The organism is Variovorax sp. 10N432 (assembly GCF_056394465.1).
This window is the reverse complement of the sequence record NZ_JBFTHX010000050.1, coordinates 1-23952: the sequence shown is the minus strand read 5'-3', so window position 1 is coordinate 23952 and position 23952 is coordinate 1. Positions and strand designations below refer to the sequence as shown.

General features: G+C 61.4%; 25 protein-coding genes and 2 pseudogenes. 10 read left to right on the top strand and 17 right to left on the bottom strand.

Annotated features, from left to right (window positions below; genetic code table 11):
* The first annotated feature begins 30 nt into the window (after positions 1-30).
* From AC1DF3_RS32795 to AC1DF3_RS32775, 5 genes and pseudogenes are all read left to right on the top strand, one after another.
* Positions 31-933 carry a LysR family transcriptional regulator gene (locus AC1DF3_RS32795; RefSeq protein WP_478142219.1) on the top strand — a complete coding sequence of 301 codons (903 nt, stop codon included), beginning with the start codon at positions 31-33 and terminating at the stop codon, positions 931-933.
* Between the two features lie 116 nt (positions 934-1049).
* A complete protein-coding gene (locus tag AC1DF3_RS32790; protein ID WP_478142218.1) occupies positions 1050-2039 on the top strand; it encodes a Bug family tripartite tricarboxylate transporter substrate binding protein in 990 nt (329 codons plus the stop codon).
* A gap of 1 nt (position 2040) precedes the next feature.
* Positions 2041-2841: an SDR family NAD(P)-dependent oxidoreductase gene (locus tag AC1DF3_RS32785; RefSeq protein WP_478142217.1), complete on the top strand. Its 801-nt coding sequence runs from the start codon at positions 2041-2043 to the stop codon at positions 2839-2841.
* A gap of 54 nt (positions 2842-2895) precedes the next feature.
* Positions 2896-3810 carry an SDR family NAD(P)-dependent oxidoreductase gene (locus AC1DF3_RS32780; RefSeq protein ID WP_478142216.1) on the top strand — a complete coding sequence of 305 codons (915 nt, stop codon included), beginning with the start codon at positions 2896-2898 and terminating at the stop codon, positions 3808-3810.
* A gap of 110 nt (positions 3811-3920) precedes the next feature.
* Positions 3921-4118: pseudogene (locus AC1DF3_RS32775) on the top strand (hypothetical protein); the annotation flags it as partial.
* 182 nt (positions 4119-4300) lie between these two features.
* Here AC1DF3_RS32775 and AC1DF3_RS32770 read toward each other — a convergent pair.
* From AC1DF3_RS32770 to AC1DF3_RS32745, 6 genes are read right to left on the bottom strand one after another with little or no spacing between them, the layout of a single operon-like run.
* The gene (locus AC1DF3_RS32770) at positions 4301-5329 is read right to left on the bottom strand and encodes a cyclase family protein (RefSeq protein ID WP_478142215.1); all 1029 of its coding nucleotides are present in this window, start codon (positions 5327-5329) and stop codon (positions 4301-4303) included.
* A gap of 4 nt (positions 5330-5333) precedes the next feature.
* A complete protein-coding gene (locus AC1DF3_RS32765) occupies positions 5334-6353 on the bottom strand; it encodes a branched-chain amino acid ABC transporter permease (RefSeq protein ID WP_478142214.1) in 1020 nt (339 codons plus the stop codon).
* Complete coding sequence (locus AC1DF3_RS32760) at positions 6353-7237, bottom strand: branched-chain amino acid ABC transporter permease (protein WP_478142213.1); 885 nt, start codon at positions 7235-7237, stop codon at positions 6353-6355. Before AC1DF3_RS32760 ends, AC1DF3_RS32765 begins: the two co-directional genes overlap by 1 nt.
* A gap of 46 nt (positions 7238-7283) precedes the next feature.
* Positions 7284-8045: an ABC transporter ATP-binding protein gene (locus AC1DF3_RS32755; protein WP_478142212.1), complete on the bottom strand. Its 762-nt coding sequence runs from the start codon at positions 8043-8045 to the stop codon at positions 7284-7286.
* Positions 8038-8823 (bottom strand): ABC transporter ATP-binding protein, encoded by a 786-nt coding sequence (locus tag AC1DF3_RS32750; RefSeq protein ID WP_478142211.1) that lies wholly within the window; start codon positions 8821-8823, stop codon positions 8038-8040. Before AC1DF3_RS32750 ends, AC1DF3_RS32755 begins: the two co-directional genes overlap by 8 nt.
* Positions 8824-8832: 9 nt before the next feature.
* Entirely contained in the window at positions 8833-10068 is a 1236-nt protein-coding gene (locus AC1DF3_RS32745) for an ABC transporter substrate-binding protein (protein ID WP_478142210.1), read from the bottom strand.
* A 161-nt stretch (positions 10069-10229) separates the two neighbouring features.
* On the opposite strand from AC1DF3_RS32745, the gene AC1DF3_RS32740 reads away from it, so the two are divergent.
* From AC1DF3_RS32740 to AC1DF3_RS32725, 4 genes and pseudogenes are all read left to right on the top strand, one after another.
* Positions 10230-11186 (top strand): SMP-30/gluconolactonase/LRE family protein, encoded by a 957-nt coding sequence (locus tag AC1DF3_RS32740; protein ID WP_478142209.1) that lies wholly within the window; start codon positions 10230-10232, stop codon positions 11184-11186.
* A 611-nt stretch (positions 11187-11797) separates the two neighbouring features.
* Positions 11798-11872, top strand: a pseudogene (locus AC1DF3_RS32735) (DUF6988 family protein); the annotation flags it as partial.
* Between the two features lie 54 nt (positions 11873-11926).
* Complete coding sequence (locus AC1DF3_RS32730; RefSeq protein ID WP_478142237.1) at positions 11927-12460, top strand: VOC family protein; 534 nt, start codon at positions 11927-11929, stop codon at positions 12458-12460.
* Between the two features lie 22 nt (positions 12461-12482).
* Positions 12483-13697 carry an ABC transporter substrate-binding protein gene (locus AC1DF3_RS32725; RefSeq protein WP_478142208.1) on the top strand — a complete coding sequence of 405 codons (1215 nt, stop codon included), beginning with the start codon at positions 12483-12485 and terminating at the stop codon, positions 13695-13697.
* Positions 13698-13845: 148 nt separating this feature from the next.
* Here the strand turns inward: AC1DF3_RS32725 and AC1DF3_RS32720 are convergent, their stop codons facing one another.
* Both AC1DF3_RS32720 and AC1DF3_RS32715 read right to left on the bottom strand, forming a co-directional pair.
* Entirely contained in the window at positions 13846-14091 is a 246-nt protein-coding gene (locus AC1DF3_RS32720; protein ID WP_478142238.1) for a hypothetical protein, read from the bottom strand.
* Entirely contained in the window at positions 14004-14276 is a 273-nt protein-coding gene (locus tag AC1DF3_RS32715) for a TniB family NTP-binding protein (RefSeq protein WP_478142207.1), read from the bottom strand. Before AC1DF3_RS32715 ends, AC1DF3_RS32720 begins: the two co-directional genes overlap by 88 nt.
* 106 nt (positions 14277-14382) lie before the next feature.
* Here AC1DF3_RS32715 and AC1DF3_RS32710 point away from each other — a divergent pair, with 106 nt between their 5' ends.
* Positions 14383-14655 carry a hypothetical protein gene (locus tag AC1DF3_RS32710; protein ID WP_478142206.1) on the top strand — a complete coding sequence of 91 codons (273 nt, stop codon included), beginning with the start codon at positions 14383-14385 and terminating at the stop codon, positions 14653-14655.
* 1 nt (position 14656) lies between these two features.
* On the opposite strand, the gene AC1DF3_RS32705 is transcribed toward AC1DF3_RS32710, so the two are convergent.
* From AC1DF3_RS32705 to AC1DF3_RS32665, 9 genes are all read right to left on the bottom strand, one after another.
* On the bottom strand, positions 14657-15334 hold the full coding sequence (locus tag AC1DF3_RS32705; protein ID WP_478142205.1) for a CoA-transferase subunit beta: 678 nt from the start codon (positions 15332-15334) through the stop codon (positions 14657-14659).
* A complete protein-coding gene (locus AC1DF3_RS32700) occupies positions 15331-16020 on the bottom strand; it encodes a 3-oxoacid CoA-transferase subunit A (RefSeq protein ID WP_478142204.1) in 690 nt (229 codons plus the stop codon). The genes AC1DF3_RS32705 and AC1DF3_RS32700 overlap by 4 nt, the downstream gene beginning before the upstream one ends.
* Positions 16013-16426: a methylmalonyl-CoA epimerase gene (gene mce / locus AC1DF3_RS32695; RefSeq protein WP_478142203.1), complete on the bottom strand. Its 414-nt coding sequence runs from the start codon at positions 16424-16426 to the stop codon at positions 16013-16015. The genes AC1DF3_RS32700 and mce overlap by 8 nt, the downstream gene beginning before the upstream one ends.
* On the bottom strand, positions 16419-17600 hold the full coding sequence (locus AC1DF3_RS32690) for a CaiB/BaiF CoA transferase family protein (RefSeq protein WP_478142202.1): 1182 nt from the start codon (positions 17598-17600) through the stop codon (positions 16419-16421). Before AC1DF3_RS32690 ends, mce begins: the two co-directional genes overlap by 8 nt.
* Positions 17601-17613: 13 nt before the next feature.
* The gene (locus AC1DF3_RS32685) at positions 17614-18498 is read right to left on the bottom strand and encodes an enoyl-CoA hydratase/isomerase family protein (protein ID WP_478142201.1); all 885 of its coding nucleotides are present in this window, start codon (positions 18496-18498) and stop codon (positions 17614-17616) included.
* 64 nt (positions 18499-18562) lie between these two features.
* Positions 18563-19885 carry an MFS transporter gene (locus AC1DF3_RS32680; RefSeq protein ID WP_478142200.1) on the bottom strand — a complete coding sequence of 441 codons (1323 nt, stop codon included), beginning with the start codon at positions 19883-19885 and terminating at the stop codon, positions 18563-18565.
* 365 nt (positions 19886-20250) lie between these two features.
* On the bottom strand, positions 20251-21153 hold the full coding sequence (locus AC1DF3_RS32675) for a LysR family transcriptional regulator (RefSeq protein ID WP_478142199.1): 903 nt from the start codon (positions 21151-21153) through the stop codon (positions 20251-20253).
* A gap of 74 nt (positions 21154-21227) precedes the next feature.
* On the bottom strand, positions 21228-22613 hold the full coding sequence (locus AC1DF3_RS32670; RefSeq protein ID WP_478142198.1) for an amidohydrolase family protein: 1386 nt from the start codon (positions 22611-22613) through the stop codon (positions 21228-21230).
* A gap of 646 nt (positions 22614-23259) precedes the next feature.
* Positions 23260-23952 (bottom strand): branched-chain amino acid ABC transporter permease (locus tag AC1DF3_RS32665; RefSeq protein WP_478142197.1); only part of this gene is annotated, 693 nt, incomplete at its 5' end.

The following is a 23952-nucleotide window of genomic DNA, read 5'->3' as shown; positions in this document are numbered from 1 at the left end:
ACAGAATCGCGTTGTATCGGATCAGACAGGATGTTCAACTCCATTAACCTATTTTTGAGAGTCGTGCAGGACGGGAGCCTTTCCGCCGCAGGAAAAACCTCCAACTTATCGCCCGCTTCCGTCTCCCGCCGCATTGCCGCGCTTGAGGAGGAACTGGGTATTCAGCTATTCAACCGAACGAGCCGAAAAGTCGTGCTCACGGATGCCGGAGAAGCCTATTACCAAAGAATCAAGCCGGTGCTGGAGGAGTTCCTTGACGTCCAGATTTCCGCCCGGCAGATGCAGGATGACGCACAGGGGTTGCTGCGAATTCACTCCAGAACATCGGTAGGCATACAGCTCATTGCGCCGGGCATCAAGGAGTTCTGCGAACTCTATCCAAAGGTCACCGTGGAGCTGCAACTCTCCGAAACCGCGGTGAACCTCATGGACAAAAACTTCGACATCGACATCCGTCTCGGCGAACTCGAGGATTCGTCCTTTCTAGTTCGCAAGCTCGCATCCAGCGAGCGCATCCTTGTGGCGAGTCCAGCCTACCTTGCCGCTCACCCATCGATCGAGAAACCCGATGACCTGATGCAGCACAACTGCCTGACCTATCGGCTGGATTCCGAAACGACATCCTGGCGATTCTCCAAGAAGGGCGAGCCAGCGCAGGAACTCAAAGTCGCGGGCAGCTTTCACACCAACAATGCCGAAGTTCTCAGACGTGTCACCCTCTCTGGGCTGGGCGTCTCGCTGCTCACGGACTGGGGTATTTATGCCGACCTTCAGGACGGTCGGCTGATGCAGGTCCTGCCCGACTACCGCACGACCAACTACACGTTCACCAACGGCATCTACGCCGTGTTCCGCCAAACCCGCTACGTGCCCAAGAAAGTTCGGGTGTTCGTGGACTTCATGGTGAAGCGAATGGGTGTCTCGCAGCCATAGGCGTCCGGGCATCGGGTGTTGCGGTTCGCGAAAGGATGATGTGCGTGCGCCGCACATGTGAACCCACGGGTTTCGTGCAAACATCCAGCGCGTCAGTTCAAAATATCGGAGACAAAATGTTCGCAGCCCTCACAAGACGCGCCTTGCTCGGCGCTGTCTGCATGGGTACCTGCATCGCAGCCACAGCGGTGCACGCCCAGGATCGTTTTCCCAGCCGTCCCCTCACCCTGGTGGTGGCGTATCCGCCTGGCGGGTCCACCGACCCGGTGGCGCGACTCCTGGCGCAGCACATGGCGAAGACCATGGGTCAACCGGTCATCGTCGACAACCGCCCTGGCGCGTCCGGAACCATGGGCGCTGCCTACGTGGGTCGCCAGGCGCCCGATGGCTACACGGCACTGTTCGCCCCCAATGGCGTGACCATCCACCCGGTCACCATGAAGAAGACCGCCGGCTACGACGTCCGCCATGATCTCGTGCCGGTGAGCCTGATTTCGCAGGGGCCCTACGTGTTGACCGTCGGCGCACAAGTGCCGGTCAACTCCGTGGCCGAATTGATCGCCTATGCCAAGGCTCGCCCTCAGAAGCTGTTCTACGGCACGGCCGGCGTGGCGTCACCCCTGCATCTGCTGCAGGAGGTGTTCAACCGGACCGCCGGCATCGAACTCACGCACGTGCCCTACAAGGGCAACGGCCCGATGCTGGTGGGCCTCATGGGCGGTGAAGTGCAGGTGGCGCTTGACACCGTGACCAGCGCACGCCCGCTGGCCGAAGCCGGCAAGCTGAAGATCCTTGCCGTGACCAGCCCGAAGCGCAACCGGGCGCTGCCGAACGTGCCCACGCTCGAAGAGGCGGGCGTGAAAGGTCTGACCGGGGGTACGCTGTGGCAGGGCGTCTTCCTGCCCAAGGGCACGCCGGCACCGATCGTCGCCAAATGGAACGCCGCCGTGCTGGACGCGCTGCGCGTGCCTGCCGTGGTGGCCATGCTGGCCGAGTTGGGCTTCGATGCCATCGGCACCACGCCGGCTCAGCTTTCTGACCGCGTCAACCAGGACATCGCCCTCTGGGAGGGCATCGTGAACAGCGCCAACATACCGCTCGACTGACATGCAGACAACATCCAACAAGCAAGAAGTCGCCGTCGTCATCGGCGGTGCAAACGGTATCGGTGCCGCCGTCTGCCGATTGATGGCGCGAATGGGCTGGCGTGTGGTGGTCGCCGATCGCGACGCTGCCGCGGCCGAAGTGCTCGCGCAGGAGATCGGTGGCGTGGCGCGGTCGGTGGACGTGACCGATGCGGGGCAGATCAACGCCCTTGCCAGTGGCGTCGAAACCGAGCTGGGCGGCGCCGATGCGCTGGTGGTGTCGTCAGGTGCATTTCAGCTGGTTTTGCCGCCGGAGCAGATCACCGAGGATGCCTGGAACCACATCGTGAACGTGAATCTGTCAGGGACCTTCCGCTGCAACACCGTCTTCGGTGTGCAGATGGCGAAGCGCGGCGGCGGCAGCATTGTCAACATCGCGTCGGTGACGGGCATGCAGGCCTCTCCCGTGCTGGCCTATGCGTCGACCAAGGCAGCGGTCATCAACCTCACGCAGAGTCTGGCTTGCGAGTGGGGGCACGCGGGGGTTCGTGTCAACGCGGTTTCTCCAGGGGTAACGCTGGTTCCACGCATCCTCAAACGCTGGTCCGAAGGCGGCGGCACCAGCGCGGCGGGCGATCCGGGACGACATGCGGCGCTGGGTCGCTGCGTGGAGCCCGACGAAGTCGCCGAGGCGGTCGAATTTCTTGCGTCGAAGCGCGCGAGCGCGATCACGGGCATCAATCTGCCGGTCGATGCGGGCTGGTTCGCGGCGAGCGGAACCGAAATGTACGGCGGTCCTCGCAGGGCAAAGGCCCCCTCCTGAAGCAGCGGACAGCGATCGTCATCGAAAAAACCGCCGGAGACGGCAAGGGCTGACATGACTTCACCATATCTTTCCGGCCGTGTGGTCATCGTCACCGGCGCGGGTCGTGGCATTGGCCGTGAATCCGCCTTGTTGATGGCGGCGGAGGGCGCGTCCGTCGTCGTCAACGACACGGGCACGGCGCTCAACGGGGACGGCGCAGACGCCAGCGTTGCGCAATCGGTGGTCGACGAGATTGCAGCGCGCGGCGGCAAGGCCATTGCCAGCAGCGCGGACATCTCGAAGACAGACAGCGGCGCCCAGCTCGTGGCGGCCGCGCTCGACGCCTTTGGACGCCTTGACGCCGTCGTGAACAACGCCGGCATCATGCGTGGCGCGCCCTTTTGTGAAATGGATGCCGATGCATGGGACCTTGTGCTGCGCGTCAACCTCAGCGGCGCCTTCTACTTGAGCCGTGCGGCAGCGCCGCATTTCGTCCGGCAGAGATCGGGTGCCTTTGTTCACCTCACCTCCACGGCGGCCCTGATCGGCTCGATGAACCAGGCCAACTACGCGGCGTCCAAGAACGGTGTGGCGGCACTCTCTCGCTCGCTGGCGATCGAGCTGGAGGCGCACGGCGTGCGGTCCAACTGCGTGTCGCCGCTGGCGTTCAGCCGCATGACCACAGGCGCGACCGGGCGCTCTGAAGAAGACCAGGTGGTGGTGAAGCAACGTGAGGCTGAAGGCGCCGCCGCCGTGGCCCCGCTGGTGGCGTATCTCGCGAGCGACGCGTCCAGGGACATCAACGGGCAGATCATCGGCGTGCGTGGCAAGGAAGTTCACCTCTATTCGCAGCCACGCCCCGTGCGCACGATGCACGAGAGCGATGGCTGGACGGTCGGCAAGATGACCCAAAAGCTCGCGTCGTCATGGCGGTCCTCGCTCACGCCGGTGGAACGCACGCGCGATGTATTCACCTGGGATGTCTAATCACGTCGCCACGTGCGGCGCGACATGGGCGCCGCGCTCCAGCATGCCGACCGGGAACCGGTGCGCCGCGATGCGGCTGCGGCCGGTGCACGCCTTGTGGACCGTAAAAACTGTTTCGTGAATCCGATGTTCCCAGCATTCACACGCGGCTGTTTCCTCGCACCGAAGGACTGGTAGACGAAGCCGGCTTTGGCGAGAATGAAGCGCCACGCCATCCTGGTCAACACGACGCGCGGCCCCATCGAGTCCATGAACGCGCGCTGGCGAATGCGCTCCGCCAAGGCCGCATCGCGGCAGCCGCCGTCGACGTCTTTGACGATGAGCCGCTGCCGGCGGCGCATCCGTTGCGCGACACACCTCGCCTCGTCCGGCCTCCATCTGGGTATGTGACCGAGGGCACCCACTGCCGCTTCTTTGGCCCGGCGGTCGAGCACATTCGCCCAGTCGAGGGACGGGACGCAAACGCGCCGGATGACGCCGCCAGGGTGATTCAGATCGTGGCGATGGGCGTCACAGGAGACCCGAACGCCCCTGGAAGACGCAGCGGTGGGGCCGTCAGCAGAAAAGCCGAACGCCCTTCGGCTTCAAGCGCTTGCGCCAGCTCGCCCAAGAACCACAGTTCGCCCAGATGGACCCCCAGCTTGAACAGGCAATGTTCATGCAACGGCAGAAAGGGCTTGGGTCGCGCCGCGTGAAACGAGCCACGGTCTACCACTTCCACCGCGTTGTTGTCTGCGCACAGGGCCACCACGCCGCTGTCGGTGACCCATTGCAGCAGGCGGCGATCGCTCCCGTCCAGCGCGGCACAACTCCGCCGCAGCCTTTCGTGGTCCGGCTTGCCTTGCATCTCAAGCAGCAAGTCGCTGTAGCCGGTGTAGATGCACACCATGTCGCCAGGCTGGATCTGAATGCGCTGCCGGTCAAGAGCCTCCATCCAGAGCTCGTAACCCACCACCACACGCGCGTCTCCGCACATCGCTCGCAGATTGACCAGCACGGCCCGCCCCTGAACCCCGGCTTTGGCCATCTGGTCGATCCCCAGCGGATTGGTCGGCCATGTCCCATCGACATCGGAAAGCTGAATGTCGCGTGCCTGAAATCCACCGTAGTAGGTCAGCTGCGCGCTCCCATTGCCAAGGATGTCGAAATCGACACCGACATGGCCAAGCCCGTCCCATTGCGTCGAATACTGTGTGTGCAGCGTCACCACGTCGTCACACACATAGCCCGTCGCTCCCGCCAGCAAGTCCGTGAACGGCCGATGAAAATTGCACCGGCAGCCCTCGTCTTCCGCACTGGCAGCCCAACGCGGCGGCTGCCGGCCGATGGACGATTCGCCGCCGGGCAGATTCAAGGGCAATGCGAGCGAAAAGACGCGGCCATCCCTGACCTCCTGCAACCCCCGCAACACCCGATCGGTGTCCAGCAGATTGAGCCGCCCCAGGCGGTCGTCTTCGCCGAAGTCGCCCCAGTTGGATCCCTCTGGTCGATGGGTCCATCGTTTCGTGTGCGCGGTCATCGGTTCAGTCTTGATTGACGGGATCGCGAACTGCGGCCGGCGCACGAGACCGGAACAGCCCCGGAGCACGGCGACCCCACGAACCCACGATGCCTTTGGGAAACAACACCACCACGGCGATGAAGGCGACCCCTTGCGTGATCGCCACCCACGATCCGAAGGGCGCGAGATAGTGCTCGATAGCGATGACCACAAACGCACCGACCAATGGACCCAGTTGGGTTCCGACGCCACCGATCAGGCTGATCAGCAGCACCTCACCCGACGTGGACCAGTGCACATCCGGCAGAGAGGCCACCTGGAACAACGTTGCCTTCAAGCCACCCGCCAGACCTGAGAGACCGGCCGACAGAACGAACAGTGTCAGTTTGTACCGGTAGACGTTGTATCCCAACGAAATTGCGCGTGGTTCGTTGTCCCGGATGGCCTGGATCACCTGACCAAAAGGGGAATGAACCACACGGTGTGCGAACCAGGTGCCGGCCAGAAAGACCACCGCGCAGAAGTAGTACGAGCCCCAGTCGTTGTTCAGCTCGAAGAAGCCCAGAAAAGGCAGCCTGGCGACACCTTGTATGCCGTCATCACCGCCTGTGAACGGCAACTGCACGCACAGGAAATAGACCATTTGCGCCAGCGCCAAGGTGATCATCGAAAAATAGACACCCTGCCGGCGAATGGCCAGGGCGCCGATAGGAACCCCCAAAGCCGCCGCACCGGCCACCGCCAATGGAATGGCCAGCTCAGGTGGGATTCCCCATGTCTTGGCGCCGTAGGCCGCGATGTAACTGGCCGTCCCAAAAAAGGCTGCATGGCCAAAGGACATCAAGCCGCCAAAGCCGATCAAAAGGTTGAACGCTGTGGCGAACAAGGCGAAGCACAAGACCTTGGTGAGAAACAGCGGGTAGAGGAACCAGGGGGTGATCAGCAGCAGGAGCGCGAGTCCCGCGAACAGCTGCCACGTACCCGAAGACGCGGCACATCTCAACCACCACGCGATGGCGTTTCCACGCTGCAAGCGGTTCATCACTTGTCCCTCCCGAAGAGGCCCGCGGGCCTGAGCGTCAGCACGACGGCCATGATGATGAAAATGACGATGTTTGAAGCAGGTGGGTAGAAGGTCTTGGTCAAACCTTCGGCGATCCCGAGTCCCATCCCCGCCACGACGGCGCCGGACAGGGAGCCCATGCCACCGACGACGATGACGGCGAACACCACGATGATCAGGTCCGCACCCATCACGGGATTGACGGAATACATGGGTGCCGCCAGCACACCCGCGAAGGCGGCCAGGGCCACTGCGGCGCCATACGTGAGCGTCGACAACAGCTTCACGTTGATGCCGAAACACTCCGCCAGTGCGCCGTTCTCCGTGGCGGCTCGAAGGTTGGCACCCAACTGGGTTTTTTCGATGCACAGGTAGGTCAAGACGCACAAAGTGAGTGACGCGCCCACCACCCAGACCCGGTAGTAAGGCGCAAAGACAAGGCCGAGGTCAAAACCGCCCTTGAGCGCCTCCGGCACCGAATAGGGCAAGCCCGCCGCACCGAAATGATCGCGAACCAGTCCTTGCGCGATCAGCGCCAGGCCATACGTCACCAACATCCCGTAGCGATGGTCGTAGGCCACGCGGGCGATCAACAGCCTTTCGAGCGCCAGGCCGACGGCGCCCACCGCCAATGGCGCAAGCAGCAATGACCACCAGTAGGAGATGCCCCAACTGTCGAGAAGAACCCATGCCACCAAGGCACCCAGCATGTACTGGGCACCATGGGCGAAGTTGATGACGTTCAGCAATCCGAAGACCACGGCCAGGCCCAGGCTGAGGATGGCGTAGAACGCCCCGTTGATGATGCCCAGCATGAGCTGGCCGGCCAAAGCCGTCATCGGCACACCGAACAAATCGAACATGAATTTCCCTGGCAAATAGACAGATGAAGAGAGGATGCGGGGTGTGTCAGACGCTGAGATAGCGCCGCAATTGCGCCTGCGCATATGGTGCATTCAGGTTGTCGAACGTGTCGACGACTCGACCCGTCTCCAGCACGCAGTACCGGTCTGTGACCGACGCAGCGAACTGGAGGTTCTGCTCCACCAGCAGGAGGGTGTAGCCCAGGGATCGAAGTTGCATCAAGGTGTCCCGGATCTTCTGGACAATCACGGGTGCCAGCCCTTCGGTCGGCTCATCGAGCAGGATGAATCTCGACCCCGTTCGGAGCACGCGCGCAATGGCCAGCATCTGTTGCTCGCCCCCGGACAGTTGCGTTCCCATGCTTAACAGCCGCTCCTTAAGATTGGGAAACAGCGCGAATATCTGCGCTTCCGTCATCCCCCCGTGTCGCAGCACCGGTGGGAGGCGAAGGTTCTCAAGCACGTTCAGGCGCGCATAGATGCCACGCTCTTCCGGCACATACGCAATGCCGAGCCGCGCGATGTCGCGTGGCCCCAAGCCACCGATATCCGCATGGTCAAACCGGATCGATCCGCGCTTCTTGCGAAGCAAGCCGATGATCGCGCGCAAAGTGGTGGTCTTTCCCGCGCCATTGCGCCCAACGAGCGTGACGACCTCACCGGGAAGGACCGTCAGCGACACCGCGTGCAACACGTGGGCATCGTCGTACCACCCATCCAGTTCCCGAATAGCGAGTCCGGCGGGACGTGCACTCGTCGTGTCCAGCGTCACACCCGCCGGCGACCGTTTGATCGTCTTCTCAAGCATGCGTCTGCCCCAGATAGGCCTCTATTACTTGCGGGTTGGCGGACACGTCCGCGTAGCTTCCCTCGGCGAGGAGGCGCCCTCTCGCCAGCACCGATACCCAACGGGACAGCCGGGAAACGACAGCCAGGTTGTGCTCCACCATGAGAATGGTCACGGAGGCCGCAACATCCTCGATCAGGTCGGCGGTTCGTTCGATGTCCTCGCTGCCCATGCCCGCGGTGGGCTCGTCGAGCAACAGCAACCGAGGCTTCATGGCCAAGGTCGTCGCAATCTCCAGAGCCCGCTTCTGTCCATAGGAAAGAACACCTGCCTGCACATCCAGAAAAGGCAAGAGACGGACCCGGTCGGCCAGCACTTCGATCTCGCCGTCCAGCTCGCGCAGGGTCGCAGCCGAGCGCCAGAACGCAAAGGTGCCGCCGTGGCGGCGCTGCAGTGCCACGCGAATGTTTTCCCGGACGGACATCAGTGCAAACACCGCCGATATCTGGAAAGACCGCACCATACCCAGCGAAGCAACCTCGTGAGGCGGTATCTGGGTGATGGGTTGGCCATCGAACCATATGTGGCCTGAACTGGGTGGTACGAACTTGGTCAGCAGGTTGAACAGCGTGGACTTGCCAGCTCCATTCGGACCGATGAGCGAATGCACACCGCCACGCCGCACGGCCAGATCAACACTGTCCACCGCCAGAAATCCATTGAAGCGCCGCGTCAGCCCTTCCGCTCGCAAGATGTGGTCAACGGGTTCAAGGCGCGTTTCGGCACTGGAACGGTTCATATGCGTTGATCAGGACTTACCGTCGCGCTTGACCAGAGGACATGCCTCACTCATTGGCGAATAGGCCTGTACACCGGGCACCCGAGAAACCACTTCGTACAGGTCGTACTTGTATTTCGACTGTTGCGGGGATTTGATCCGAAGCAAGTACATGTCGTGCAGCCCGCGCCCGTCCGCGCGGATTTGAATCGACTTGTTGTACATGTCGTTGATGGGCATCTCGCGCATCTTTGCAGCGACCGCATCGGCGTCGGTGGTCCTTGCCGCTTCGACCGCCCGCAAGTAATGCAGCGTGGCCGAATACGTGGCCGAATTCACTTCCGAAGGCACCTTGCCGGCGTACTGGTTCATGAAGCGTTTGGACCAGGCACGCGTCTCGTCATTCAGATCCCAGTAGAACGATGACGCGATCGTCATGCCCTGGGCCTTGTCAAGACCCAGCGCGACCACGTCCGTGATCATCACGAAGAAACCCACCAGCCGTTGCTTGCCGGAGTCAATGCCGAACTCGGCGGCCTGCTTGAGTACGTTGACCAGGTCCGTCCCCGCCAAAGCCAGTCCGATCACATCGGCGCCGGAACTCCGGGCTTGAAGCAGATATGACGAGTAGTCGATCGAGCCAAGCGGTGCGGAGGCCACGCCCACGATGCTGCCACCCGATTTCTCGATGAAGTCACGGGCATCGCGCACGATGTTTTTCCCGAAGGTGTAGTCAGCCGCTATGAAGAACCACTTCCCCCCACCCTGGCGAACCATCTGTGCGCTGGGCACATTCGTCATGGAGTACGTATCGAACGCGAACTGGAACCCATAGGGAGTGCAGGCTTTTCCCACCAGGTCGACGCTGGTTGACGCGGCATCCATCGTGATGGTCTTCTTTTCCTGGCCCACCTGTTTGAGCGCAAAGCCGACCACCGATGTGCCGCCGCCCTGAACAATGGCATTGACGCGCCCGCCGTCGATCCACTGCCGTGCGAGCGAAGTGGCCAGTTCGGCCTTGTTCTGGTGATCGGCGGAAATGAATTCCACCGGACGCCCCAACACCTTACCTCCAACATCTTCGATCGCGAGCCGAACAGCCACGTCGGACCCCTTGCCACCGATGGCTGAGTACGGGCCGCTCTGATCGCTGAGGATGCCAAGACGGATCGGTCCGCTATCGCCCTGGGCCTGGGCCATCAGCCACGGTGTCAGGCACAACGCTGCGCCAAGGCAGGCGCGCACGAAGGATTTCGAGAGGGGCATGTGGTTGTCTCCGGATCAGAATTTGTGCGGCAAATCATAGATACGGCAAGACGTCTGGTGCGTCTCGATTCGTGCATAGGATATGTTCGAAGAACGCAAAGAACAGCCGCGTCGCGCGGTAGCTTGCGTCGGTAAAGTGATCGGCCTCAAGGAGACCGTTCATGGAACCCGCTCAGATCTCACCTTCGATGATTTCCACCGCCTACGAAGGCATGGACAGGCCCGAGTGCATCTTGTGCACACGCGATTCGGGCATGTTCGTGTCGCACCGTCCCACGGGCGTTGTGCACTTGAAGCCGGATGGGACACGCAGGATCTTGGGTCAAGGAAAGAACGGCTTCACACCCAACGGCATCGCGCTTCGCGCCGATGGGAGCCTTCTCATGGCCAACATGGGCGCAGAGGGTGGCGTTTGGGAGATCACACCGAGTGGCGACATGAGACCTTTCCTGATGGAAGTCGACGGACGTGAACTCTCCGCCGCCAACTATGTGGCGGTCGACCACGAACAACGCGTCTGGATATCTATCAGTACGCAGACCAAGCCGCGAACGCTGGCCTACAACCAGCAGGTCCGGGACGGGTTCGTCGTGATGGCTGACCAACAGGGCGCAAGGATTGTTGCCGAGGGCTTCGGCTTCACCAACGAGTGCCGCCTGGCGCCCGATGGCAAGGCGTTGTATGTGGTCGAGACATTCGGCCGGCGCATCAGCCGCGTGCCGCTGGGTCAGGGCACGATCGGGTCTCCCGAGGTGTTCTGCGAACTGAGCGCCGGCGCATTCCCCGACGGCGCCGCGTTCGACTCGGAAAACCATCTCTGGGTGACCAGCATCATCAGCAATCGCCTGTACCGCATCGATCCCCAGGGCCATGCGCGCATCGTCCTGGAAGACCATGATGCGTCCACTGTCAATGCGATCGAGCGCTCATACCAAGACGGACGGCTCAGCCTCGAACAGCTCGGCTCGAACACCGGCAAATTCGTGCTTCCGATCTCAAGCCTTGCATTTGGCGGAAAGGATCTGAAGACCGTATATCTGGGCACCACCCATGGAAATGTCATCAAGGCGTTTCGAAGTCCGGTCGCAGGACATCCGCTTTCTCATTGGGCCCATTGAACACGACCGACGATCCGAAATTGAATCTCGCACGCGGGGAGGCGGACAAATATTCGGACCGGTTTATGCGGCAAACCTATGAATCTTTCGGTTTCAATGCATCTGCCGGCTCTGAAGCGCCTCCCGACTGACCCCGTATTCGCCGTACTTGCAGATCACCTTGCCTCCTCCGCTGACAACTGATCCGACCCGTTCGGATCGCCCGGCGCTCGAAGCTGTCCAACGAAGTTCGGGATCAGGTTGTCAGGCGACACGACAAACTGCCCGCCCCCGCCTCAGGGCCCGTTCACCCTGCTTGTAGGGTGCCGCAAGGCAGCAAAAGGCCGCAATCCGGGCGCGTGCCGCAGTCCATGCCGACGCATGGGCAAGGCGCGTAACGACGAGTGCGGCCTTTTGCCGCCTTGTCCGAAGGGTTGCGCCATGAAAGCAGGGTAAACAGGCCCTGATGGAATGGACACCCCCCTCGCGGCGGTAGCTATGTGCCGCAGGCATGCGTCGACCACCCGAAGCGAAACGAGCGTTCATCATGCAGTTTCGACAATTGACAGCCTTCCACCCAGCCTGATCGGTGTGGAGCCTGCGGGGCGCCCACTGTTGGCGGCTTCGTCGCCTCCGCCGTGCCGACCATGAGGATGCAGTTCGATGCGACGACGCGTTCAGCCTGGCTGCTCTTCGCCGAAACCGACGCCGCTGTCGCCCTCGCGGGCGGTCGGGACTGGGATGCGGCGGCGGCACTCGCGATGCGTAGACCGAATAGGCATGGCTCATGTTGCAATTCGGTCTACCAAAACTTCAGCCTACGTATGGACTTCAGGGCCAAGATGGAGGACAAACTGTACCTAGTTCTCATGGAGACAAAAAGCATGAAAATCAAAAGAATTGAACATATCGGAATTGCAGTTGACCAATTCCAAGAAATGATCAGCCTATTCAGGGACAAGCTTGGCCTGCCCCTTGAATATGTGGAAGAACTAACCGGACACGACACCCGGCTCGCCATGCTCCCCGCAGGCGAAACCTACATTGAACTCCTTGAAGCTGTCACCGCGAAGTCAATCGTTGCGAAGCGGATTGCCGAACACGGCCGCGGCCTCTATCACATCTGCTTTGAAGTCGATGACATCGACGCGGCGATGTGTGAATTGAAGGAAAAAGGGGTTGCCTTGGCGCAAAGCGCACCGATGGCTGGCCATGGAAATTCGAGAATCTGCTTTTTGGATCCTGAGGCGACGGGCAATGTACTGATCGAGCTTGCCGAGTTGCCGTCGCATTAACCATCGAATTCCGGAGACAATCATGATAATTAAGACGATTTCGCGCGCCGCCCCGCTGGGCATTATTTGCCTCGCGGCGGTCGGCGCTTCTGCGTATGCGCAGATTTCTGACGATGTCATAAAAATCGGATTCATCACCGACATGTCAGGGCCCTATCTCGACATCGATGGACCGATCGGCGCCGAGATGATCAAGCAGGCAATCGCAGACGCCGGCGGATCAGTGGCTGGGAAGAAGATTGAATTCTTCGTTGCTGACCACCAGAACAAGACGGATATCGCCTCCTCCAAGGCGCGAGAGTGGTTTGATAGACAAGGCTTGGACATGCTCATAGGGGGCACAAACTCAGGCGCCGCTCTGGCCATGGCAAAGGTGGCAGAACAAAAGCGCAAGCCGTTCATCGCCATCGGCTCCGGCACGTCCGCGCTAACCAATGAACAATGCTCGCCGTTCACGGTCCACTATGCTTACGACACAGTTGCCACCGCGAAGGGAACTGCACCGGCTATCGTCAAGAGCGGCGGCAAGACCTGGTTCTTCTTGACGGCCGACTATGCATTCGGGACGCAGTTGCAGGCCGACGCAACCGCTGTCATCAAGACTGCAGGGGGCACGGTCCTCGGCGCGGCACGGGCACCGCTTTCCGCCAGCGACTTTTCGTCCTTTATTCTGCAGGCCCAATCCAGTGGAGCGCAGATCCTGGGCATGGCCAATGCGGGTTCTGACACCATCAATGCGGTGAAGGCCGCCAACGAATTCGGCGTCTCAAAGACGATGAAGATCGTGGCGCCGCTGATGCAGATCAACGATGTTCACGCGCTTGGCCTCAAGGTCGCGCAAGGCCTCTATCTGACCGACAACTGGTACTGGGACCAGACGCCCGAATCACGTGAGTGGTCCAAGCCCTTCTTTCAGAAGTTCAAGAAGATGCCAACGTCGCTGCAGGCGGCGGACTATTCGGCAACGCGCTTCTACCTCGACGCCGTCAAGGCAGCAGGCTCGGACGATGGCGACAAGGTGATGCAGCAGATGAAGGCGCGCAAGGTCAACGACATGTATGCACGTGATGGCTACGTGCGCGCTGACGGACGCATGGTGCATGACATGTTCCTTATGCAAGTCAAAACGCCTGCTGCTTCCAAGAGCCCCTGGGACTACTACAACCTTGTGGCGACAACCCCTGGCGACGTCGCCTACACCTCCAAATCAGAGACCAAGTGCGCACTTTGGCAATAGCGCGACGCCCGTTTCGACGGTAAGTCCGCATGACTGCGGCCTTGCCTTTCAATGGGCGAAGAGCTGGCGTGCCCGCGCGCCGCGATGGCAGCCAGGGTGGCCATCGCCTCCTCCGGGAATGGCCTCGGCGCGACGGGCCACGGGCAGTTCAAGCAGGCACCTTTGCCACATAGTCCAGATGCGCCAGTGAGACGCTCTCCGCAGAAACTCGGCTGGCAAGTTCGGCCACTTCATTGAGTATGCGCACCACCTCCCCTGCAAGCCCCGCGCTGGCGACCAGTATGAACTGCAGGACCTCACGTTCGGTCAGCTCCAAGGCCTTGCGCAAGGCAAGCAATTTGCCGAAGGCGGCAAGAAAGCGCCGGAACTCGTCGTTCTCACGCCAACGCGGCAATTCGAACGGAGTGAACGGCTACTCATTTGCGCATCGTTTGGCAAGGCAATCGGCGCATCGTCCGTGCCGACCAACACAACGCTCAGGCGCAGATCGTTCGCAAGATACTTCAGCAGATTGAGTGATGCGCCTTGCTCACGGTAGCTGCCCGCCAGAGAATGATGCACCTCGTCGACCACCAACATCCTCGGGGCGATCCGACGAAGCAGGTCACGCCGAGTTCAAACAAGCGAGCGCTGTAGAACCGGTGCTGCCCGGGTTTCGTCGCCGGCATCTGCATCGCCAGTTTGCGTGTCCACGGGCGGCGAATTTGAAGTGCCGATCGGGGTGGAGATCGATGGCGTGCATATCCTGCGCTCGAGACAGTGGCGAGGCATCACCAAGACGCCCGAGCCGATGATCAAGCAGCGCAGCGCCATCGAACCGGCCATCAAGCACATGAAACGGACGGGGGGGCTGGGCCGCGATCCGCTCAAGGATGCGCCGGGCGATGCGCTGTATGCGGTGATGTGGGCGCCGACCTGTGGCCTGGCAGCGCCCCGCCATCGGCAAGTACCACCTTGATTCAAGTCCCCGTGTACGGCCGAGCGCCCTCTGCCGACGTCCGCAGCGTGAAGCCCAGCCGTTCCTGCAAGCTCATCAAGGACCATCCCTCCAAGAGTTCCAGCACGCGCACGCCCGTTGCCGTGATCTCGAACACCGCTTGGTCGGTATAGACCCGTTTGACGACCTGGGCTGCAGTGATTGGAAGTTTGCACTGGTCCACAAGGCGGGGCGACCCGTCGCGTGCGAAAAGGTCCATCATCACCAGCACGTTCCTTGCGCCGACGGCGAGGTCCATGGCGCCCCCCGGCGACGGCGCCTGACCTGGCTTACCCGTCGACCAATTCGCGAGATCGCCGTGCATGGATACTTCAAAGGCACCAAGCACCGTGATGTCCAGGTGTCTGCCCCGCACGATCGCGAAGGAATCGGCATGGTCGACAAAGTGACCGCCCCTGACCAATCGGACGGGGCGCCTGCCTGCATTGATCAAATCCATGTCGGCATCGTCCCCGTCTTCCAGGACCGGTCCCGAGCCGATCACGCCGTTCTCCGTGTGAACCAGGATATCGGGAGAACTCAGGAAGTTGCCAACCAGCTCGGGCATGCCGATGCCCAGGTTGATCACTGAACCGGCGGGGATGTCGCGGGCCACGCGGCGCGCAATGAGGTTGCGATCCAGACCTTTAGGGTTGCTCATGCAGCTTGCTCCATTGCCACGCCAGAGCGCAGGCCTCGCACGACGCGGCGGACGAACACGCCGGAGGTCACGACGCTTTCGGGGTCTAGGTGCCCTAGGGGCATGATCTCATCGACCTCCACGATCGTAGTCCGGCCGGCCATGCACATCACCGGGCCGAAATTTCGTGCGGCCATCCGATATTGAAGGTTGCCCCAACGGTCGGCGCGGCGGGCTTTGACCAATGCGAAGTCGCCGACGATGGGAGTTTCGAGTACATGGCCGACGCCGTCGATGATGCGCGTCTCCTTGCGCTCAGCCAGAAGGGTCCCGTAACCTGTTCGCGTGAAGAAGCCGGCAATGCCGGCCCCGCCGGCGCGGATGCGCTCCGCAAGGGTCCCCTGGGGGACGCATTCCAGTTCGATCTTTCCTTGCTGGTACAGGCCTTCGAACACATCGGATTGCCAGGACCTCGGGAAGGAGCAGATGATCTTTCTCACACGGCCTTCAGCGAGAAGTCGGGCCACGCCTTCCCGGCCGTTGCCTGCATTGTTGTGCACCAGCGTGAGGTCGCGGGCGCCCTGGTCGAGCAATGCGCCAATGAGCCCGGAAGGAACGCCGGCGCCACTAAACCCGCTGACAAGGACCGTGGCTCCGTCGGAGATGTCCGCTACAGCTTCTTCGAAGCTATCCAGCACTTTATTCATGGGATGACTCTTCAAGCTCGACAAGCACCCCGAGAAAATTCTTCGGATGCAGGAACGCCATCTTCTGGCCGAAGACGTTCTTCGAGGACGCTCCGCCCAGCGGGCTCACACCGGCAACGCCCAGCGCACCCAGGCTTTCATCGAGGTCGGAGACGCCGAAGGAGATGTGATGGATACCGCCGCTGGGGTTGCGCTGAAGGAACTTTCCGATCGGGCTATCAGGTTGCGTTGGCGCCATGATCTCAACGCCGGTCCGACCTTCCAGCGTGACGTGGAACATCCTGATCTTCTGATCGCGATTCTCGGAAATCTCACTGATCGGCAGACCGTAGACATCCCGGCACAGGCGCCTGGCCGCTTCGAGGTCCGGTACGGCGATGGCGACATGCGAAACGTGGTCAAACATGGCTCGCGCTTTGAATTCTCAGTGATCCCAGCACCTCGTCGGTGTGGGCACCCAGCAAGGGAGGGGGACGGGAAATGGCCGCCGGCGTTGCCGAAAACTTGACGGGGAATCCAAGCGTCCGGCCGCTGCCTCCCGAGGCGAGCGGCATCGGCAGAACCATCTCTCTGGCCTCGCACTGAGGGTCACCGAGCGCCTCGGAAACCGTGTTGATCTTGCCGGCGGGGATGCCTTCCGCGCGCAAGCGGCCGATCCAGTGATCCGCCGACCGAACCGCTATCGCAGCACCGATGACACGGTCCAGTTCATCGCGATTCGCGACCCGCAGGGCGTTGGTCGCGAAGCGGGGCTCCGCGGCCACCTCTGGCATTTCCAGCAGACGCGCAAGCCTTTCGAACTGCCGATCGTTGCCCACCGCCACCGCGATGGCTCCATCCTGCGCTTGGTAGGTGGTGTATGGCACGATGTTCGGGTGGCCGTTCCCGTAGCGCTTAGGAGGAGCGCCGGTTGCAATTGCGTTGCCCGCAACGTTGGCCAGGAGAAAAAGTCCGGACTCGAATAGCGAGGCCTCCACTTTCTGCCCCTTGCCGGTCTGGGTCCGCGAATAGAGTGCCGCAACGATGCCATTGAAGGCCAGCAGGCCGGTCGTGATATCCACGACGGCGATACCGAACTTCATCGGCCGGCCATCAGGTTCCCCGCAAAGGCTCATAAGGCCCGATTCCGCCTGCAGAATGAAGTCGTAGCCTGGCAGTTCGGCATTTGGCCCGGAGGTGCCATAGCCGGTAATGCTGCAGCGTATAACCCTGGGCGCGTTGAGCTCGAACCAACCGTCGTCCAGGCCCCACCGACGCAGTGTTCCCGTCTTGAAGTTGTCGACCACCACATCGGACGTCCTGATGAGTTCCTTCAGTTGTGCCAGCGCGTCGGCCGTGCTGAGGTCGAGAACCACGCTGCGCTTGTTCCGGTTGAAGGTCAGGAAGTAGGCCGATTCGCCGTCGACGAAGGGGGGACCCCATTGGCGCGTATCGTCGCCGCCGGGTGCCTCGATCTTGATGATTTCTGCTCCGAGGTCCCCCAACTGCATGGTGCACAGGGGTCCCGCGAGGATGCGGGTCAGGTCGATCACCCGTACACCCGCTAGCGGACCCGGTCGACCTTCGGTCTGGGAGTTCATGGGGTGCCCAGTTTCAGGAAGCTTGTCGACGCAGCGACGGGGGGCTGTTCAGATCCTGAGCGAGCCCTTCCAGGTAGGCCTTGACCTGGTCTTTGTTTTTGAGCCGGAAGCTCTGGAAGTCGGGTTTGCGGCCTTCGAGGAATGCATTCATGCCCTCCAGGCACTCTTCCGAGCCCCAGACATGGGCCAATAGTTCCATGCCGTGCTGCCACGATGCGTAAAGCTGATCCGACTCGAAGTTTAAGCTCTTCTTTGTCAGCCGAATGGTCTGCGAGCTGTGATCCTTGATCGAAGCGCACCACTTGAGCGTTTCCTCGAGCAGGTCGTCGTGCGGCACGCACTTGTTGATCAGCCCAATGTCCGCGGCTTCGGCTGCGGTAAAGCGCCGCGCCAGGAAAATCATCTCCCGCGCCAATCGCTCGCCAATAATGCGAGAAAGATATTGGGTCGCGCCCACGGTCGGGCATGCACCCACCTTGGCACCGCTCTGCCCAAGCACTGCCCTGTCGGAGGCGATGACCAAGTCGCACCACAGGGCAAGTTCGTGGCCGCCCCCCATGCACCATCCATTTACCATTGCGATCACCGGAATGGACAGGCCGCGAATCGTCATGGCAACGCCTTGCATGCGGTCGTTCCACATCGCGCCATTGGTGAAATTGAGGCGGCGCATCGCGTAGAAGTCGCCGCCCGCGGAAAAGGCTTTGTCGCCGGCACCCGTGATGACCACGCAAGCGATGGACGGGTCGTCCTTGGTGGAACTCAGCGCCGCGATCATTTCGTCCAGAGTCTGCTCGCGGAAAGCGTTGTGGATCGAGGGACGGTTGATCGTAACCCAGGCTACTTGGTCCTTGACTTCATACAGGATGTCCGAGAAGTTTGGTTGAGTTTGAGTCATGTTTTTTCTCCTTAGTACGTGAATGGGTAGGCTTTGTTGATTCAAAGGGTGGTGTGGGAATGGGTCAGGGAGTCAACGCAGAAAGGTTCTTTCGAGGACTGTCGGTAACGGTCGCTGAACCGGGCTGACGCTGGAAGAGGTTGTTTCGCTCAGCAACTAGGATGGCAAGGATGCCCAGCGTGCTCGTGACCACCATGCACACTGCCACCCACCCGGAACCGCCGGACCACGAGACCAACCCTGTGGCGATGACGGGTGCGAATGCCCCGCCGATGACGGATGCGCTTTCTCGCCCAATCGAAATACCGCTGTAACGCACCGCCACGGGAAAGAATCTGGCGAAGTAATCCGGCTGCACTGCAGAGATTGCCGCGTTACCGACTGCAAAACCAAGCGCCAGCGCTACAAATATCATGGCTGGCGCCTTGCTCTCGAGCAGCCAGAAGAATGGAAATGCGAGCGCGGCCTGGAAGAAGAGCCCCCACAAAAGCACGTTCTTACTGCCGACTCGGTCGGCCAAATGCCCGTACAGCACGCAGGTAACGCATTCGATCAGGGCTGCAACCAGGATCGCGTTGAGCACAATGCTCTTGGGCAGTCCAACTACCGTCGCCACATAGGTGAGACTGAATGCAGCGAAAATATAGAAGCTGAAGCTCTCGGCCACTCGGATGCAGAAGACGACCAGGATGCTTCTCCATTCACGCAGTGCCGCAACGGCAGGGCGGTCTTCCCGCAAACCGCGCTCTGTGGCGGCGGAAAATTCGGGAGACTCGGAAATGCTTAGGCGTATATAGAGTCCTACGGCAACCAGCACCGCGCTCATCAGGAAGGGAAGGCGCCATCCCCACGCAATGAACTTCTCCTCGGGCAGCAGCGACGCCAGGCTGAAGACGAGGGAGGCCAGGACCAAGCCTGACATGATCCCGACAGTGATCAGGCTACCCCACAGACCGCGGCGCCTGCCACCTGCGTGCTCAACAGTCATAAGTGCGGCACCGCCCCATTCGCCACCGGTCGCAAAGCCTTGCGCGAGGCGAAGGATCAGGAGAGCAGCCGGCGCCCAGATTCCGATCTGGTCATAGGTAGGAAGCATCCCGATGAGCAGCGTCGAGAGACCCATTATCAGCAGCGTAGCGGTCAGCAGCGCTTTTCGGCCGACCCRGTCGCCGTAGTGCCCAGCCACCAACGCACCGACTGGGCGGGCCAGAAAGCCCGTTGCTGACGAACCGAAAGCCAACATCGTTCCTACCAGCGGATCGAACTGCGGGAAGAAAATGCGATTGAAAACCAGCGCTGCAGCCGTACCGTAGATAAAGAAGTCGTACCACTCGATCATGGTTCCGACGGTCGCGGCAAAGCCGACCTTTCTCATTGAACTTTTCATGTGTCTCCTTCGATATTTGGACCGAGTCCGCCAGTCCTTTTGCGCGGTATGCGAGGGAGTTTACGAGCTGGTCCGAAGGCGCACAAAGACCGAATCGCGATCGGAGCTATGCGCAATTGGCTTAGCCATAACTTCCGAACAACACGAATCGCATTCGCTTGTCGCGCCCGCTCGCTGGTGCCCGCTTGAAGTAATGACGGGCAGCAGGCTCTCCTTGGCTCGACGCGCTCGTCGTGCGCGCGGCTGGGCTGGCAAAGGGGTGCCTTCAAGAACGGCGCGGTTCCAGCGGCGAGTTGGCGTGTCCATCCCAGCGGACGGCACTGCCGCTGCGGGCGATGCCAGCTCCGCAATCGGAGTCAGCGCCTCTACTGCGCCGAGGGAAGCTGCGTCGGCAAGCGAGCCAGCTCTTCGAGCACGAGGCCTTCGACTGCTTCGATCGCTGGTGTGACTTCGCGTTTAGCGCTGCGCGCAAGCGCTACGATGCGCTTGACCGCCGGCTCCAGACGTAGAAAACCGAGCCTGCCGGCCGAAATGTGCGGCTCGGCAGTGCTGTACGGAGCGATGGTCGCGAGCCGCCCTTCCATCGCCATGCTCAGCACCACGTGGATACTGTCCAACTCCATTTCATAGTCGAGTTCCACACGATGGATGACGAGCCATGGCTCCAGGACCACCCGGAAGCCATGAGTTACGGCCAAAGGAAACCTGCGAAGCTCCTCGATCCGCACGACCCCTTCGTACCCCAAAACCATTTCCGGCGCCGCCACCAGCACCAGCTCCTCGTCGAACACGCCACGCGCTTCGATCGCCCGGGAGCGCGATGGACTGGTCAGGACGGCGACATCGATGCGTCCCACCTCCAGCCACTCAACGATGAAGACGCTCAAGCCTTCGATGACGCGCAGCACCAGGCCAGGATACTTCTCCCTTACTACGGTGTGCAGGGGACCGGCGAGCAGGAAGGACAGCGACGGCGGAAGGCCTAGGGTGACATGGCCCGTGACCCCTTCGCGAGGCGCGACCAGTTCGAACTTCAGGCTCGCGATGTGCGCATTGATCTTCTGAGCGTGCTCGAAAAGTCGCAGGCCGCTCGAAGTGGGCTGGACGCCTCGGGCCTTCCGGATGAGCAGTTGCACGCCGAGCTCATCCTCCAGCGCGAGGATCTGACGGCTGAGCGCCGGCTGTGCGATGTGCAGGATTTCGGCTGCCGCGCTAAAGCTTCGCGACGAGACGACGGCGACGAAGTACTTGAGTTGACGCAGCTCCAAGGCAAGATCCGGCGACTAGTTCAGACTCTCTCACTTTACACTGCTCAAAGTGCGCGCGAGCGCCGCGGGGGTTTTCACTCGAAGCTCCAACGCGTGTCGATGGACACGCCGCTGCGCGTGAGCACACCCTGACCAGCGGCATTGCAGCGCCGGATCACGTCAATTTCGTCGACCGTCTGGACCTTCCGGTCCTTGAGCAGAATGCGGCCGTTGACAAACACGGTTCGGACGGCATCTCCGACGGTCGAATAAACCAGGTTCTGGAGCTCGTTGTGGTTAGGCGCCCATTCCGGCCGCAGCATGTCGAGCAGGACAACGTCAGCCTTCTTGCCGACTTCCAGCGAGCCGATTTCCTTGTCCATGCCCAATGCCCGGGCGCCGTTGATTGTGGCCATTTCAATGGCCGTCTCGGCCGTTCCCGCCGCGGGGTCGCCGCAGTACTCTTTAGGTAGTAGAGCGGCCAGGTGCATGGTACGAATCATGTCGGCATGATTCGAGGAATCGGAGCAGTCAGTGCCCAGACACACGTTCACGCCCCGCTCCAGCATCTTGGGGAATTTGGCGTTTTCGAACAGCCCGCAGTTCAGCTTCACGGCCGTCGCAGGGCAATGCACGACATTCGAGCCTGTGTCGCTCAACATCTGCACCTCGTCGTCTGAGACATGGACCATGTGCACATAGACCACATTGGGGCCGGCCACGCCCAGCCGGTTCAGGTGCTCCACCGGTCCCATGTTTTTTGTCTTGCGCATGTGAGCCACTTCTTCCGGGAAGGCGGCCAGGTGGAAATTCAGCAGCGTCCCGAAGTCGTCGGCCATCGCTTTCGATTCGACATACAGTTTGTCGGTGCAGCGGCCCAGGCCGACCACATCGACACACGCCTTGACCAGGCCACCGTTGTAGCCGTCACGGTACTTCCTCATGAAGGATTTGTTGCAGCTAAGGCATTGTTCCGTATCTTCCATCAGCATGCCGTGGCCCAGGATCGCCTGGTCAAACGATCGGCGACCCATAAGGCCACGCATCCCCACACGGCTGATCGCCTCGATGACCGCGGCCGGGTTGTACGACCCGGCTTCCAGGAAGGTGGTTGTACCCGACTTGAGCATCTCGATGAGGATGGCGAGCCCACCTGCCACCTCGTCCTCGGCCGTCAACACCGGCGCGATCTTTCCGTGCACGAAGTTGGACCAGTCCCAAGAGCGCAGGCGCTCGGGCGTCAGCCCCCGGTGTAGCGTGTGATAGAAGTGCACGTGGGAGTTGACAAAGCCCGGAAGAATCAGCTGGTCCGAGCAATCGACCTCGTTCCTTGCTTCCACTGTGTGCGCGAGCTGTTCGCGCTTGCCTACAGCCACAATCATGGCACCACTAATGGCCACCGCGCCGTCACGAATCACGCGCCGCCGACCGTCCACGGTGACGACTGTGCCACCACTCAACAAGTAGTCTGCCTGGATCAAGATCTAGTCTCCTTTTTTGGTAGAGCCGCACCGGGCTGAGATTATCGGTCGGCTGCTTAACATGTTTGACGCACCAGCCCGCACACATCACGCGTCGGCTCATTGCCGAACGCTCTCGAAGGGCTGACGCGCTACCTTAGCCAGCTTTCAACAGCAACGCAAAGACCAAAGGCGAATCTGGCCAATGCCGCGACGGCATGGGCCGCCCCACGAAACGCTGCGCGCACCACGCGATGTCCGTCCGCGCCCGCTCACCCATCCCCTAGGCCTGCCTACCTTCTCCTCTCTCGCCGCTCTCGCCGTCTGGTTGTCAATAACCAAAAGCAACTGTGCCGCATCCACTGCTAAGTAACTTCCTTGGCGAGTACTGGCTGGGCAGCCGATGGAAAAGCTGATCCAAGACCCTCTGAGTTAGTTGGACGCGAACTTTCCTGGCGCGCAGCGACAGGGGGCTTGCCCAACGGCCCGGCCCAGCCTTGGCACGCAGTTCACGAGCCCTCGGATGTCCAGGGTGAACTCATGTCCCGTGAAAGAAAGGTCAGTTGCATACCCCCGCGCTCCTGACGCTCGCGATTTTGATGCACAACGCCAGCTGCCGAGAGAAGGGGCGCAATGTTGAGTCTGGGCAAGCCTTACCGCTCTGGCGTCAACGTCGAATCCGCCTCAGCCAGGCATCCACGCCTCCCATGATGCCCTTTCGGAAGGCCAGCACGCAGACGACGAAAGTCAGCCCCGTGACCATGGTCACGGATTCGCCCAGCGTGTTGAACCAGTCGACGGTCGTGATGCGGGCCAGCAGGTGGCCCAGCTCGCCGATCTTGTTCTCGAGCAGCACCACCACGGCCGAGCCGACCAGCGGCCCCGACAAGGTGCCGAGCCCGCCGACCAAGGTCATCAGGATGACCTGGCCCGAGGCGCTCCAGTGCACGTCCGACAAGGTCGCGAAGCCCAGCACCAGCGTCTTGAGCGAACCGGCGAGCCCCGACAGCGCGGCCGAAATCACGAAGGCCAGCAGCTTGAAGCGGCTCACGTCATAGCCCAGCGAGAGCGCGCGCGGCTCGTTCTCCTTGATGCCCTTCAGCACCTGGCCAAAGGGCGAATGGATGGTGCGGACGATCAGCAGGAGGGCGGCCACCACGATCACCAGCGTGACGTAGTACATCGTGAGGTCGTTCTGCAGGTCGACCAGTCCGAAGAGCTTGCCGCGCGGCACGCCCTGCAGGCCGTCCTCGCCGCCGGTGAACTTGGCCTGCAGCGCGACGAAGAACACCATCTGCGCCAGCGCCAGCGTGATCATCGCGAAGTAGATGCCCTGGCGTCGGATCGCCAGCAGGCCGAA